This window comes from Lysobacterales bacterium (assembly GCA_016721845.1).
Lineage (GTDB): Bacteria > Pseudomonadota > Gammaproteobacteria > Xanthomonadales > Ahniellaceae > JADKHK01.
This window is the reverse complement of sequence record JADKHK010000013.1, coordinates 602,016-615,339: the sequence shown is the minus strand read 5'-3', so window position 1 is coordinate 615,339 and position 13,324 is coordinate 602,016. Positions and strand designations below refer to the sequence as shown.

Below are 13,324 nucleotides of genomic sequence, written 5' to 3'. Positions count from 1 at the left end.
AAAACAAAAAAGCCGCGCAATGCGCGGCTTTTTCGTCGCACCGGGACTGGATCAGCCCGCGATGCTCTGCGACAGGTCTTCGCGAATGCGCGCTGCCTTGCCTTCGAGATCGCGCAGGTAATACAGCTTGGCGCGACGCACCGCACCGCGACGCTTGACCTGCACCGAATCGATGATCGGGCTGTGGGTCTGGAAGACGCGCTCGACGCCGGTACCGTGCGAGATCTTGCGCACGGTGAACGACGAGTTCAGGCCGGCATTGGCCATCGCGATGACGACGCCTTCATAGGCCTGCACGCGTTCGCGGTTGCCTTCCTTGACCTTCACGTTGACGACGACGCTGTCGCCCGGGCTGAAAGCCGGGAGCGTGCGGCTCATTTGCGACTGTTCGAATTGCTGCAGCAAGTTCATGACATCACCTTGTAGAAATCTGTGTTGCTCAGTTTCGGCTGTCCGGTCGTCCTGACCGGTCGTGGCCATGCTCGGCGAAATACTCCTGCCGAAACTCTTCCAGCAGCTTCCGAGCTGCCTTGTCCAGATCGCATCGCGCCAGGAGATCAGGGCGACGCAACCATGTCCTGCCGAGAGACTGCTTCAGACGCCAGCGCCGAATGTGCGCATGGTTTCCGGACAACAGCACCTCGGGTACGTCCTGTCCGCCGTCGCGCACCGGGCGCGTGTAATGCGGACAGTCCAGCAATCCGTTGGAGAACGAATCCTCCTGCGCAGAAGCGGCATCGCCGAGCGCGCCGTCCTGCAATCTTCCGACCGCGTCGATCAGCACCGCCGCGGCAAGCTCGCCGCCGGACAGCACATAATCGCCGATCGATACTTCCTCGTCCACCGAAGCGGCCAAGAATCGTTCGTCAATGCCCTCGTAACGACCGCATAGCAGGATCACCCGCTCGCAGCGCGCCAAGGCTTCAACTTTTCCTTGCGTCAGCCGCTCACCCTGAGGACTGAGATAAAGCACTTTCGCCGGCCGCGGATCTGCCGCCTTCGCTGCAGCCAGACAGCGCCGCAAGGGCTCGATCAGCATCACCATCCCGGGTCCGCCGCCACAGGGTCGATCATCGACAGTGCGGTGCACGTCCTCGGTGAAATCGCGCGGGTTCCATCCCTGCACGTCCAGCAAGCCGCGATCCATCGCGCGCCCGACCACGCCCAGCTTGACCGTATCGCGGACGAAGTCCGGAAACAGGCTCAGCACATCGAAGCGCATCGCCTAGAACTCCGGATCCCAGTCGACGACGATCTCGCCGCCGTCCACATCCACCGACTTGACGAACCGATCCTTGATGAAGGGGATCAGCCGCTCGCGTTCTCCCTGCACCACCACCACGTCATTCGCCGCGGTGGCGAACAGATGCGACACGGTACCGAGCAATACGCCGTCGGTCGTCCTGACCTTCAATCCCTCCAGATCGACCCAGTACACCTCGCCCTTCTTCGGCGGCGGCAACAGCGAACGGTCGATGCGGATGTCGGCACCGATCCAGCGCATGGCTTGATCGCGGTCATCGACACCTTCGAGTCGCGCCACCAGTGCCTTGCCCTGCAACCGCCCTTCCAGCGGCTTCAACTCGGTTTCGCTGCCGTCCAGCGCGACGCGCCAAGGCCGGTATCGCAACAGGTTGTCGATCGGATCGGTGTGCGAGAGCAGCTTGACCCACCCTTTCACGCCATGCACGCCAACGATGCGGCCAACCGTGATCTGGCGGCCGCTCATCGTCCTGATCAAGCCGCCGGCTTGGCCGCCTGCTTCAGCAGGTACGCGACCTTGTCGCTCGGCTGCGCGCCCTGCGACATCCAGTGCTGCGCACGTTCGGCGTTCAGCTGCAGCTTGACTTCCTTGCCGGTCGCAACCGGGTTGTAGAAGCCAATGCGCTCCAGCGAGCGACCGTCGCGGGCGCTGCGGCTGTCCGTCACGACGATGTGATAGAACGGACGCTTCGGCGCACCGCCGCGGGAAAGACGAATCTTGACCATGATTTGGGATCTCTTGACGAACAGGCCGGCGAACCGGTGATGAAAGAAAGCGCGCGACTTTATCCGGTCTTCCACAAAAAAGAAAGCAGGAGCCCATTTCGCTCCACTGCCCATTCGGGGGATTGACCGTCGCAACGCGTCGCGCGGGTGATTCGCCACCGGAATGGCGAATCCAGTTACGCCTTCGGCTTCAGAAGATCCTCAAGACGCTTATCCATATTCGCATATTTGTACGCCGGAAGCACGTACACCCAGGCCTTGGTGAGCACGTTCAGCTTGGTCGCCTCGTCATCGACCGCCTTGCGGCGCTCGGCGATGAAGGCGGCTGGGTCGGTGACGGCCAAAGGCGGCGACGGGAGTTCCGCTGCCGGCTGGGTGGAGGGGTCGGCCGAATCAGCAGCCGGCGCCTCGGCCTTGGTGGCGCGTTCGTGATCGGCAACGGCATTCAATTGCGCCGCCTTGGCAGCCAGGTCGGCACGCGCCCCGTCGACCGAGGCCGCGAAAGTCGCATAACGCTTGCCTTCCGATGCAAATCCGGTGATCTCGATCACCAGCCCGTCGAAGGTGCGGAACGTTGCGACGATCATCGAGGACGGATCTGGGACCGCGGACTCGGCCTTTGCAACATCATCGAACTTGAGTCCGGCGAGGACCGAGGCGATGCCGTTGGCCTCGTACTCGGACAGCAGTTCCCGCCCGGCCGGGAGGTTTTCGACGGTGTAATTGGTCTGCTCCGGCGAGGTCTTGAGCACCGCGAACGAGCTGTCGCCGCGCTTGATCTCGACGCGCATGATGCGATCCGAGGCGATATCGACGATGTCCTTCACCAACCAATTCGCAGCCTGGCGGTCCGGCACCAGATTGCCCTTCGCGAGCCAGGCCTGGGCTTCGTCATTGCGGCGCACGAAACTGCCATTGCCTTGCGTGCTGTAGGTGCCGACAACGATCTTCGCCGGGATCTTGCCATCGATCTCGACGCGCATGCCTTTGGCATCCGGCTTCGCAACATCCTCGACGCCGAGCACCGAATGCCGCTCCGGATTCGCGGTCTTGGCCTCGATCAGGGTGGCTTCGGACAGACCGATCAGGGTTTCACGGACTTTGCCGATATCGGCCGGATAACCACCGCGCTCGACGACCGTCCAGCCGTCGGCGACGCGCTGCAAGGTCACGGCGGGCTTGTCGCCCGCTTCGATCACGCGCAACTGCGTGACCTCGTTGATCGACTCGCGCAGTCCCTTCAGCAGCGGCTCACCGACCCGAGCCGCCTCATCGGTCGGACCCCGCGAAGCGCTTGCCCACAAGGCCAGCACGACGGCCACCGTGGTGCCCAGGGCCAATTTGACCAGCGTATGTCTCGTCATCGCGGCACTCCTCAGGCCTTCACGCGTTCGCGGCGACGCCACCACAGCAACGCCAGCGCACCGATGGTCAGCAGCAGCGGCATCAGGCCGATGTTGATCAACTTCAGCTTGCTGCCCAGGGATTCGATATCGGCATCGAGCTGACGCCGCACCTGCCGCAGATCCTTGCGGATGCGCACCTTGTCGTCACGGAAGCGCGTCAATTCCGCTTGTTGCTCCGGAGTCAGGATGGTGGCGTTCTCGGCCGACTTGCCCTGCTGCAGATCGTTCAGTTTCTGCTCGGTATCCGCCAGCTGCTTCTGCAGTTCCTGCTCCTTCTGACGGAAGCGCTGATCGGCCTGGCGCTTGATCGCTTCGACCGTCGTGAACGGCCGTGCCGATGTCGCACGCCCGCGAATGCCGATCAGATCGGCGGAACCCGCCAGGTTGTCGACGATGTTGATGATCAGGTCGCCGTTGTTCGCGAACGCATTCATCAGCTTCTGGCCGAAGAAGTTCTGCACCTGCACCCACAGACGATCGCTCAGCACGTCGGTGTCGGCGACCAGGACGATGTTGGCGGCTTCCTTCGATTCGGACAGATGTCCCTCGTCGCTGCGCGCCGGGAATGCCGTCTTGAGCTTGCCCTCGAGGCGACCGGCGATGACATAGTGTTCCTTCGTTGCCGCGAAGCGTTCGTACAATTGCTCCGGATCAGGCATGAACTTCAGCTGCTCGGCCTCGTAAAGCATCGCGTCGCCGCTGCTCTGTACGAACGGGATCAACTTGAGCGCCGACCCATCGGCCACCTTGAACTGGCCGGCGGTCGAGAAATTGATGCTCTCCAGTTGCGCCGTCGGAATCTCGTCCTGGCTCAAGCTGTCCTTGCCGAGACCCAGGATGGCCAGATGCCGGGTTGGCGGCGCATTCGGCTGGGTCTGCACCGGCAAGGCGTTGGCTGCATCGAGCACGACCATGGTCGGGTCATAGTCGATGCCCCAGGCCTTGAACAGCGTCGGCAAGTCCGAATCACGCTTGGCGAACATCGCCGCCTGCGGATTTTCCGGATCATTGCCGGAGTCATCGCGCTCCGAATAGGGGTCAACGAACACGACGAGACGGCCACCGCGCAGCACGAACTGGTCGATGGCATAGCTCAGGTCATCGCTGAAGCCCTTCGGATGGACCAGCAGCAGGGTGCCGATTTCGGCATCGATCTTCGTCGTCGCCGCCGGATTGAGCTGACGCAAGTCGAACAGGTCCCCAAGTTCCTGATAGAAGGCCCAACCGTCGCGCATCTGGCGCGTGGCCGGATCGAAACCAGAGGCCACATTCAAGCCTGCCAGCACGCCGACCACCGGCTTCTTCCCGACGACCAGACTGTGCACGAGCTTGGCGATGTCGTATTCCAGAAACACTTCCTTGTCCGGCTGGAAGAACGGGATCACGCTCTGGCCGTCGGTACTGTTGGTGCCGGCCAGGCCAAAGAACACCGACTCGCCCGCTGCCCCCACCGGCAAGGCCTGCAGACCGAATCCGGAGGCTCGATCCTCTTCCTCCGAGAACGGCAAGGGGTCGATCACGTTCAGGCGCAACTTGCCGCCGCTCTTCGCCGCCATCTCTTCGAGCAACTCGCGCACGCGCACGGCGTAATTGCGCAGCAGCGGAATGTCTTGCGTGGCACGATCGGAATAATAGAAATACAGATTGATCGGCTCGTCGATGCCGGACAGGATGTGCTTCGTACCCTGCGACAACGTGTACTGGTGATTGCCGGTCAAGTCGATGCGGGCGCCGCGCAGCACCACGTTGCCGATCACCAGCACCGCGACCAGCAGTACGCCGAGCAGGGCCAGCGAACCGCCGGTCAGGGTGCGTCGATTCAATGAAATCATGGGTCGGCCTCCTCAGTCGGCTTTCTTGAGGTCGATGACGATGGTCGTGGCATACAGCCAGAAACCGATCATCAGCCCGAAATAGAACAGGTCGCGCAGATCCAGCACGCCCTTGCTGATCGCGTTGAAATGGGTCAGGAACGACAGCCCGGAAATCGCGTCGATCACGCCCTGCGGCAACCCGAGGCCGCGGAAGAAATCCAGCACCATCGGGAAACCGGACAGCAGCAGCAGGAAGCAGGCGACCACGGTGAGGATGAAGGCGACCACTTGGTTGCGCGTCATCGCCGACAGGCAGGAGCCGACCGCGAGGAACGCACCGGCCATCAGCAGCGAACCGAGGTAGCTTGCGACAATCACGCCGTTGTCCGGGTCACCGAGGTAGTTCACGGTGATCCAGATCGGAAACGTCAGTGCCAGCGCGATGCCGACGAAGGCCCAGGCGGCGAGGAACTTGCCGAGCACGGCCTGGCCCATCGTGACCGGCAAGGTGAGCAGCAGTTCGATGCTGCCGGACTTGCGCTCCTCGGCCCACAACCGCATCGCCACTGCGGGAATCAGGAACAGGTACAGCCAGGGGTGGAAGCCGAAAAACGGCTGCAGGTCGGCCTGGCCGCGCTCGTAGAATCCTCCCATGTAGAACGTGAACGCGCCCGAGAGCAGCAGGAAGATGACGATGAACACGTAGGCCACCGGCGTCGCGAAGTAACTCGCGAGTTCGCGCCGGAACAGGATGCGGGTCGGACTCATGCGGCTTCCTTGGCGGTGGTCGTGATCTGGCGGAAGACTTCGTCGAGCCGCCCCTGCTCGAGTGCGATCTCGTGCACCTGGATGCCGTTCGCCTTCAAGGCATCGACGACGGCGCCGAAGATCGCCTTGCCCGGGCGCGGGAACGCCGTCACGCGCTGATCTTGGGTATCGATCTCGACTGCCGCGACGTCGCCGATCCGGACCAGCACGTCACGCGCGGCCTGCGCGTTGTCGGCACTCAACGACACCGCCTGGTGGAAGCGCGAACGCGCCTCCAGCGCAGCCGGCGTGTCGTCGGCCAGCACCTTGCCGCGCGCGATGATGATGGCGCGGTTGCAGACCGCGTGGACCTCTTCGAGGATGTGCGTCGACACGATGATGGTCTTGTCCTTGGCCATCGCCTGGATCAGGGCACGCACCTCGTGCTTCTGGTTCGGATCGAGGCCGTCGGTGGGCTCGTCGAGCACCAGCACCTTCGGGTCATGCAGGATCGCCTGCGCCAGTCCGACGCGACGCTTGAATCCCTTGGACAGGGTTTCGATCGATTGCTGCACCACACCCTGCAGACTCAGGCGACCGATGGCATCGTCCAGCTGCCGACGACGCTGTTCACCCGACAGACCTCGGATGTCGGCGATGAATTCGAGGAAGCCGTGCACCGTCATCTCGCCGTAGCTCGGGGCTCCTTCCGGCAGATAGCCGACCAGACGCTTGGCGGCGAGCGCGGATTCGACCACGTCGTGGCCGCAGATCGACGCGCTGCCATCGCTCGGCGTCAGGAACCCGGCGAGCATCTTCATCGTGGTGGACTTGCCGGCACCGTTCGGGCCGAGGAAGCCGAGCACCTGCCCGGGTTCGACCCGGAAGCTGATGCGGTCGACGGCAACGAATTCGCCGTAGCGTTTGCTGAGGTTTCTGGTTTCGATCATCGAGAGCGCTCGCGATGGCTGAACTGGACAAGGCGCGCGACCGATTGGGGACGGCGCCGCGGGATTTCAAGCGGCACTCTGTGTGCGCATCTGCGGAAAAGTTCCCGCACAAACGAATCGCCCCGGGCGAGCCGGGGCGATGGTGCGGCATGTCGCTGGAATTACTTGATCAGCGGCAGGTAGACATTGGTCAGCGGATAACCGGTGGCCGGATCATCGCCCACCCACTCGTCGTACTGGCCGGAGCCGTCCCACGGGTACATCCGGCCATGGGTCATCGCATAGGCCTTCAACGCCTCGCGAGGACCGCGCGGAACACCAATGGCGAGACGGTCGCCGACGAACTGCAGCTTCAGCGCCTTGCCGGCATAGGACTTGCCGATGCGGACATTGTTCTTGACGGCGACTGCGTCCGATTCGATCGGATAGGCCATCGAGAAGTCGTTGAACTCCTCGCCGAGCACGTTCACGACGCGCAGTTTCGGACCGGTTGCAACGATGCGTTCGGCCTTCATGAAGTCCTCGACCTGCTTCCACGCCTTGTCCATTTCGATCTGGGCTTCGTCCCACTTGCGCGGCGCGGCAGGAATGCCACCACCCACGTAAAGAATGTTCTGTCCCGGCAGTTCGACTTCCTCGACCACCATCTGGCTGTAGTCGACCATCGGCACCGTGGCCATGGTGGTCGCGAAGCGTGCCAGCGCGATTTCGAGATCCTCGCCGATGCGGCCATCCAGATACAGGCCGGCATAGCGACCAAGCACATTCCAGCCGTACTCGACATCGAACTCGGCGATGACACTGACGCTGCGCGTCTTCGGATCCTGCTTGAGGCGGAAAATCAGCTGCTTGTTCTTGCCGAGCCAATCATTCTCGACGGCGAAGCGGATCACGCCGTCGTCCTCGAGCGTGCTTTCGACCAGTTGCAGCGAACCGTTGCCGACGCGCTTCTCCGAACTCTGGAAGTCGAGCCGGGAACCGACGCCGAAGGCCTCGCCGCTGACGTTCTTGGTCATGTTCGGATCGACGTGCTGCCAAGGATTCCACTGGTTGAGGTTGTGGAAGCCGTTCAGGCTGTCGTAGACCTGGGTGATCGGATTGCCGACCTCGACCGAGCGAGTGATGCGTGCGTCCTTTCCGAAGAACAGGCCGAGCACGATGAAAAACAGGACGGCAAAGACGACGGCCAGGATGATTTCGACGATTCGCAGCATGGGCAGGGACTTCGTTCCGGGAAGCAAAGGTGGGGGATGTTACTGGCTTCACCCGGCGGTTTGCTACCGTCGGATGCGCGATCCGTCACACGATGCCGATCTCGAAGGCCTTCAGCACCGCGCGCGTACGGTCGCGTACGCCGAGCTTGGACAGGATGTTCGAGACATGATTCTTGACGGTTCCCTCGGCCACACCCAGCGAATTCGCGATCTCCTTGTTGCTGTAACCGCCCGCCATCAAGCGCAGGATCTCGGTCTCGCGCTCGGTCAGCGGGTCCGGCTGGTCGAGGCTGGCAAACTGGTTGTGCATGTGCTCCAACCCAGCCAGCAGGCGCTGAGTCACCGCCGGCTTCACCAGCGAACTGCCGCCCGCGACCGTTTTTACCGCGTCGACCAGTTGATCGAGCGTGACGTCTTTCAGCAGGTAGCCGCGCGCTCCCGCCTTGAGCCCGGCCAGCACCAGCTGGTCGTCGTCGAAGGTGGTCAGGATGATGGTCGGCGGCAGTTGCCCGCGCGCGGTCAGCGTCTTCAGCACGTCCAGGCCGGACAAGTTCGGCATCCGCATGTCGAGCAGGACGACGTCGGGCTTCAGGCGCGGGATCAACTCGATCGCCTGGACGCCGTCGGCGGCTTCGGCAACGACGCGGATGGAATCGGAGAGTTCAAGCAGGTTGCGCACGCCCTGGCGCACCAGGGTCTGGTCATCGACAAGTACGACGGAAATCATGGTTTGGTCTCCATGGGCAGGGTGGCCGCGAGCGCAAAGCCGCGACCCGGGGCGGTATCGATATCCAGAGAACCGCCGAATTCGTTCAGACGTTCCCGCATGCCGGACAGGCCATTGCCTGCGGCGACGGCGTCGGCGCCGACGCCGTCGTCCCGGGAACGCAGGGTGAGTGCGCCATCGGCTTCGCGCGCGAAACGCAACCACAGGGTTTCGGCTCGCGCATGGCGGATGGTGTTGGTCAGTATTTCCTGGGTGCAGCGCAACAGCACATGCGCGCGACGCGCATCCTCGACCCGGAAATCATCGGGCAGGTCCATGACGACTTTCGGGGTCGGCACGCCTTCGATCAGCGAGCGCAATGCACTGCCGAGATCGATCTCGGCCTCGTCGCGCATCTGGCCGACCACTTCGCGGACATCCGACAGCAGCAGCTTCGCGACCGACTGCGCCTGGCGCACCTTGTCCTTGGCATTACCGTCGACGAGGTGGCTGGCGACTTCGAGATTGAGGGTCAGTGCGGTGAGGTGGTGACCGACCAGATCGTGCAATTCGCGGGCGATGCGAACGCGCTCCGCGATGCGAGTCGATTCGGCAAGCAAGGCACGGGTCGCGCGCAGTTCGGAGTTGAGCCGACGCTGCTCTTCCCGCGCCTCCGCCTGGCCGCGTGCGACCATCGACGTGACGAAGGTGAAACTCGAGAACCCGACATAGAGCAAGCTCTGCAGAATCGCATCGAACCATCCGTACAACGGCTCGCCGGTGAGGTCACGCAGGCCGACGAAGACCGGCAGCAGGCTCAGGTTCTGCATGATCGCCCAGACCACGGCCATCCGCGGCGCCAGCAACCACGGCAACACGCCCGCCATGACCAGCAACAGGATCCCGGAGAGACCGCTTTGACTGAACCAGCTGATCGCGATCGCGGCCAGGTTCATGATGATCAGCAAGGGCACTCGCAGCGCCCGCGGCCGGGCGCGCGAGAGGTCCTTGGTCAGGGCCCAGTAGGACAGGCCGAAGGCGACATAGGCAAGCCACCAGCCGGCGAGATCGCGCGGCTCGTCGACACCGATGCCATCCGGAACGGTACCGTGCAGCAGCCAGACCAGAACATCGACTTCTTCGGCCAGCGCCGCAGTTTCGCGCAGCAGGGGCACGCCGACGCAGGCATAGGTGAACAGCCCCGCGTAGCGGAGCCAGTTGCCGTGATCGAAGCGGGTGAGAGCCATAGCGCCATCATAGGCGCCCGTCCAGTGCCGCCGCACGCCACGAAAGTCATGCTTTGGCGACTGGCCAGAGCGGGCTGCTCTGCCATAATCCGCGCCCGCTCCCCCTGCCCGTTGCCGAATCCATGACGCTACGCCTGCGCGATGTTCGCGACCACGAACTCGAACACGTCCTCGCCCTGAACAACAGCGCCGGGCCGACGATCCTGCCGATGGATGCCGAACGGGCACGCTTGTTCTTCAACGAGGCCCGGTATTTCCGCGTGGCCGAAATCGACGGGCATCTCGCAGGCTTTCTGGTCGCGCTGACCCCGGAAGCCGATTATCTGAGCCCCAATTTCCGCTGGTTCCAGCGTGAATACGACGACTTTGTCTACATCGACCGCATCGTCGTCGCCGGCGCGTATCGCCGCCATGGCCTGGGTCGCGTCTTCTACGCCGATGTCCAGAGCTTCGCCGACGTGCGCAGCCCGCGCCTGTGCTGCGAGGTGCTGCTGGAACCGCGGGATGACGCCTCGGTCCTGTTCCACGGCACCTACGGCTTCCGCGAGGTTGGCCAGCAGGTCTTGCCGGGCTATGGCCGCGTCAGCCTGCTTGCGAAAGAGCTTTGCAGCTACCCGTGGGTGCAGGACACCTATCTCGCGGCCGGCGCGGGCCACTTGCCCGCCCTGCCCTGGCTCGCCGATCGCGATCGTCCGGTCACGCCGACGCTGGCCGTCAAGCACGGTTGAACGAACCCGATGGGCGCGCCCGTGCTGACCCTTGCCGCGATCGGACATGGCGGCATCGAGCGTCTGCTCGGACGCTACGGCCTCAGCCTTCGGGTCATCGGCGACCACGCGCCCATTCCCGGCAGTTACTGGGGTGAACCTGAAGCGGGCATCATCGGGCATGCCGTGTATGCACGCGCGGATACGCCCGTGCACTCGCTCCTGCACGAGGCCTGTCACCTGATCTGCGCAGCGCCGGAACGTCGCGCCACGATCCACACCGACGCCAGCGACTGCCAGTTCGAGGAAGACGCAACCTGCTATCTGCAGATCGTGCTCGGCGACGCGCTGGAAGACGTCGGTGGCGAGCGGGTGATGCAGGACATGGATGCCTGGGGCTACACGTTCCGGCTCGGCTCGGCGCGCGCGTGGTTCGAACACGATGCCGGGGACGCGCGCGACTGGCTGCAACAGCGTGGATTGCTGCCCCTGCAATCGCATGCTGCGGCATCACTTGCCGCCGGTGACCGCGACCACTAGCCTGCGCTTTCGACTCCCAATTCCTGACCCATCGGAGCTTTCCGTGAACTTGACCCGTACCCTGATCGCCGGCGCGATCGCGCTTGGTCTTGCCGCCTGCCAGAACCAGCCTGCACAGCCCACCGCGGACACCGCCAAGCCCGATGCTGCCGCGGCCGACCGGTTCGTCGCCGACATCAATGCCAAGCTGAAGAAGGACTATCCGGAACTCACCGCGGCGCAATGGCTGTCGCTGACTTACATCAATGGCGACACCCAGTTGCTGGCGGCGAAATCGAACGAGAAGTTCCTTGGTGAACTGAAGACCAATGTTGATGCATCGGCGAAGTTCGACGGCGTCACGCTGAAGCCGGAAACGCGCCGTGCGCTCGACTTGATGAAGCTGTCGACGGCGATGCCGGCCCCGAAGGATCCGGCCAAGCTCGGCGAGCTGACCGCCATCGCGACCAAGATGGAAGGCATGTACGGCGCCGGCAAGTATTGCCGCGAAGGCGAAAAGGACGGCCAGTGCCGCGACCTGATCGTGCTCTCCGACGTGCTCGCGAACAGCCATGACTACGACGCGCAACTCGATGCCTGGAACGGCTGGCACACGATCTCGAAGCCGATGCGCGCCGACTACCAGCGTTTCGCCGAACTGATCAACGAAGGCGCCAAGGAACTCGGTTATGCCGATGTCGGCGAGATGTGGCGGTCCGGCTACGACATGAGCCCGGCCGAATTCGAACAGGAAACTGATCGCCTGTGGGATCAAGTCAAACCGCTGTACGAGCAGCTGCACTGCTACGTGAAATCGGAACTGACCGAGCAATACGGCGACAAGGGCCAGATCAACGGCATGATTCCGGCGCACCTGACCGGCAACATGTGGGCCCAGCAGTGGGGCAACATCTACAGCATGGTCGAGCCCTATCCAGGCGTCTCCAGCCTGGACGTGAATGCCGGCCTGAAATCGCGCCGCGACGCCGGCTTCGAGGCCCTGATGAAGGCAGCAGGCAAGGTCGATGCCGCGCAGCAGGTCGAGATCGGTCGCCAGGCCGACCTGGCCAATTCGAAACAGATGGCGGCATTGGCCGAAGACTTCTATGTCTCGCTCGGCATGCCCAAGCTGCCGGCATCGTTCTGGACGAATTCGCAGCTGATCCAGCCGCGCGACCGCGACGTGGTCTGCCACGCCAGCGCCTGGGACATGAACTACATGGGCGACGTGCGCATCAAGATGTGCATCGCACCGACCGAGGACGAGCTGACCACGATCTATCACGAGCTCGGTCACGTCTATTACTACCTCGCCTACAACAACCTGCCGCCGCTGTTCCAGAGCGGCGCGCACGACGGCTTCCATGAAGCCATCGGCGACACCATCGTGTTGTCGCTGACGCCGAATTACCTGAACTCGATCGGCCTGGTCGGCACGCCCAAGGTCAGCAAGGAAGCACTGATCAACGAACAGATGAAGATGGCGCTGGACAAGGTCGCCTTCCTGCCCTTCGGCAAGATGATCGACCAGTGGCGCTGGGGCGTGTTCTCGGGTCGCATCAGCCCCGAGAACTACAACAAGGCGTGGTGGGACCTGCGGATGAAGTACCAGGGCGTGGCCGCGCCGAACGCGCGCACCGAACAGGACTTCGATCCGGGCGCGAAGTACCACGTGCCGGGCAACACGCCGTACACGCGCTACTTCCTCGCGCACATCCTGCAGTTCCAGTTCCAGAAGGCGCTGTGCGATGCCGCCGGCTTCAAGGGACCGTTGCACGAGTGCTCGATCTACGGCAACAAGGAAGCGGGCAAGAAGTACTGGGCGATGCTGCAGCACGGCCAGAGCCAGCCGTGGCCGGCGACACTGAAGGAACTCACCGGCACCGAGCAGATGGACGCCAGCGCCATCCTCGACTATTTCGCGCCGCTGATGACTTGGCTGCAGGAAAAGAACCAGGGCCAGCAGTGCTCCTGGACGCCGCCCGCCGCGTGATTCCCGCGGCCATCGCCAGAACGACGGGAAAC

General features: G+C 63.4%; 14 protein-coding genes. 3 read left to right on the top strand and 11 right to left on the bottom strand.

The features are described from left to right. Positions 1-51: 51 nt before the first annotated feature. The 11 genes from rplS to IPP28_10110 form a co-directional block, all read right to left on the bottom strand. Complete coding sequence (gene rplS, locus IPP28_10160; GenBank protein MBL0041383.1) at positions 52-411, bottom strand: 50S ribosomal protein L19; 360 nt, start codon at positions 409-411, stop codon at positions 52-54. A gap of 28 nt (positions 412-439) precedes the next feature. Beyond that, complete coding sequence (trmD, locus tag IPP28_10155) at positions 440-1,222, bottom strand: tRNA (guanosine(37)-N1)-methyltransferase TrmD (GenBank protein MBL0041382.1); 783 nt, start codon at positions 1,220-1,222, stop codon at positions 440-442. Positions 1,223-1,225: 3 nt separating this feature from the next. Further along, on the bottom strand, positions 1,226-1,729 hold the full coding sequence (gene rimM / locus IPP28_10150) for a ribosome maturation factor RimM (GenBank protein ID MBL0041381.1): 504 nt from the start codon (positions 1,727-1,729) through the stop codon (positions 1,226-1,228). An 8-nt stretch (positions 1,730-1,737) separates the two neighbouring features. Next, complete coding sequence (gene rpsP, locus IPP28_10145) at positions 1,738-1,992, bottom strand: 30S ribosomal protein S16 (protein ID MBL0041380.1); 255 nt, start codon at positions 1,990-1,992, stop codon at positions 1,738-1,740. A 173-nt stretch (positions 1,993-2,165) separates the two neighbouring features. Beyond that, the gene (locus tag IPP28_10140; GenBank protein ID MBL0041379.1) at positions 2,166-3,353 is read right to left on the bottom strand and encodes a DUF4340 domain-containing protein; all 1,188 of its coding nucleotides are present in this window, start codon (positions 3,351-3,353) and stop codon (positions 2,166-2,168) included. Between the two features lie 11 nt (positions 3,354-3,364). Further along, a complete protein-coding gene (locus IPP28_10135) occupies positions 3,365-5,224 on the bottom strand; it encodes a Gldg family protein (GenBank protein ID MBL0041378.1) in 1,860 nt (619 codons plus the stop codon). Positions 5,225-5,239: 15 nt separating this feature from the next. Further along, positions 5,240-5,977 carry an ABC transporter permease subunit gene (locus IPP28_10130; GenBank protein MBL0041377.1) on the bottom strand — a complete coding sequence of 246 codons (738 nt, stop codon included), beginning with the start codon at positions 5,975-5,977 and terminating at the stop codon, positions 5,240-5,242. Further along, positions 5,974-6,906: an ATP-binding cassette domain-containing protein gene (locus tag IPP28_10125; GenBank protein ID MBL0041376.1), complete on the bottom strand. Its 933-nt coding sequence runs from the start codon at positions 6,904-6,906 to the stop codon at positions 5,974-5,976. The genes IPP28_10130 and IPP28_10125 overlap by 4 nt, the downstream gene beginning before the upstream one ends. A gap of 161 nt (positions 6,907-7,067) precedes the next feature. Beyond that, positions 7,068-8,120: a hypothetical protein gene (locus IPP28_10120; GenBank protein MBL0041375.1), complete on the bottom strand. Its 1,053-nt coding sequence runs from the start codon at positions 8,118-8,120 to the stop codon at positions 7,068-7,070. Between the two features lie 85 nt (positions 8,121-8,205). Next, the gene (locus IPP28_10115; protein MBL0041374.1) at positions 8,206-8,847 is read right to left on the bottom strand and encodes a response regulator transcription factor; all 642 of its coding nucleotides are present in this window, start codon (positions 8,845-8,847) and stop codon (positions 8,206-8,208) included. After that, positions 8,844-10,073, bottom strand: coding sequence for a sensor histidine kinase (locus IPP28_10110; GenBank protein ID MBL0041373.1), 1,230 nt, complete (start codon positions 10,071-10,073; stop codon positions 8,844-8,846). The genes IPP28_10115 and IPP28_10110 overlap by 4 nt, the downstream gene beginning before the upstream one ends. A gap of 122 nt (positions 10,074-10,195) precedes the next feature. On the opposite strand from IPP28_10110, the gene IPP28_10105 reads away from it, so the two are divergent. The 3 genes from IPP28_10105 to IPP28_10095 are packed head-to-tail and all read left to right on the top strand — an operon-like array spanning position 10,196 to position 13,292. Beyond that, a complete protein-coding gene (locus tag IPP28_10105; protein MBL0041372.1) occupies positions 10,196-10,801 on the top strand; it encodes a GNAT family N-acetyltransferase in 606 nt (201 codons plus the stop codon). Between the two features lie 9 nt (positions 10,802-10,810). Continuing rightward, positions 10,811-11,320, top strand: a complete 510-nt coding sequence (locus tag IPP28_10100) for a hypothetical protein (GenBank protein ID MBL0041371.1) — start codon at positions 10,811-10,813, stop codon at positions 11,318-11,320. Further along, positions 11,280-13,292 (top strand): M2 family metallopeptidase, encoded by a 2,013-nt coding sequence (locus IPP28_10095; GenBank protein ID MBL0041370.1) that lies wholly within the window; start codon positions 11,280-11,282, stop codon positions 13,290-13,292. The genes IPP28_10100 and IPP28_10095 overlap by 41 nt, the downstream gene beginning before the upstream one ends. Positions 13,293-13,324: the final 32 nt, after the last annotated feature.

Excerpts from the sequence above, each read along its gene's own strand:
- IPP28_10125 (MBL0041376.1), bottom strand. The coding sequence starts at position 6,906 with ATGATCGAAACCAGAAACCTCAGCAAACGCTACGGCGAATTCGTTGCC.
- IPP28_10120 (MBL0041375.1), bottom strand. The coding sequence starts at position 8,120 with ATGCTGCGAATCGTCGAAATCATCCTGGCCGTCGTCTTTGCCGTCCTG.
- IPP28_10115 (MBL0041374.1), bottom strand. The coding sequence starts at position 8,847 with ATGATTTCCGTCGTACTTGTCGATGACCAGACCCTGGTGCGCCAGGGC.
- IPP28_10110 (MBL0041373.1), bottom strand. The coding sequence starts at position 10,073 with ATGGCTCTCACCCGCTTCGATCACGGCAACTGGCTCCGCTACGCGGGG.
- IPP28_10095 (MBL0041370.1), top strand. The coding sequence starts at position 11,280 with ATGCTGCGGCATCACTTGCCGCCGGTGACCGCGACCACTAGCCTGCGC.
- IPP28_10100 (MBL0041371.1), top strand. The coding sequence starts at position 10,811 with ATGGGCGCGCCCGTGCTGACCCTTGCCGCGATCGGACATGGCGGCATC.
- trmD (MBL0041382.1), bottom strand. The coding sequence starts at position 1,222 with ATGCGCTTCGATGTGCTGAGCCTGTTTCCGGACTTCGTCCGCGATACG.
- IPP28_10105 (MBL0041372.1), top strand. The coding sequence starts at position 10,196 with ATGACGCTACGCCTGCGCGATGTTCGCGACCACGAACTCGAACACGTC.
- rplS (MBL0041383.1), bottom strand. The coding sequence starts at position 411 with ATGAACTTGCTGCAGCAATTCGAACAGTCGCAAATGAGCCGCACGCTC.
- IPP28_10130 (MBL0041377.1), bottom strand. The coding sequence starts at position 5,977 with ATGAGTCCGACCCGCATCCTGTTCCGGCGCGAACTCGCGAGTTACTTC.
- rimM (MBL0041381.1), bottom strand. The coding sequence starts at position 1,729 with ATGAGCGGCCGCCAGATCACGGTTGGCCGCATCGTTGGCGTGCATGGC.
- IPP28_10140 (MBL0041379.1), bottom strand. The coding sequence starts at position 3,353 with ATGACGAGACATACGCTGGTCAAATTGGCCCTGGGCACCACGGTGGCC.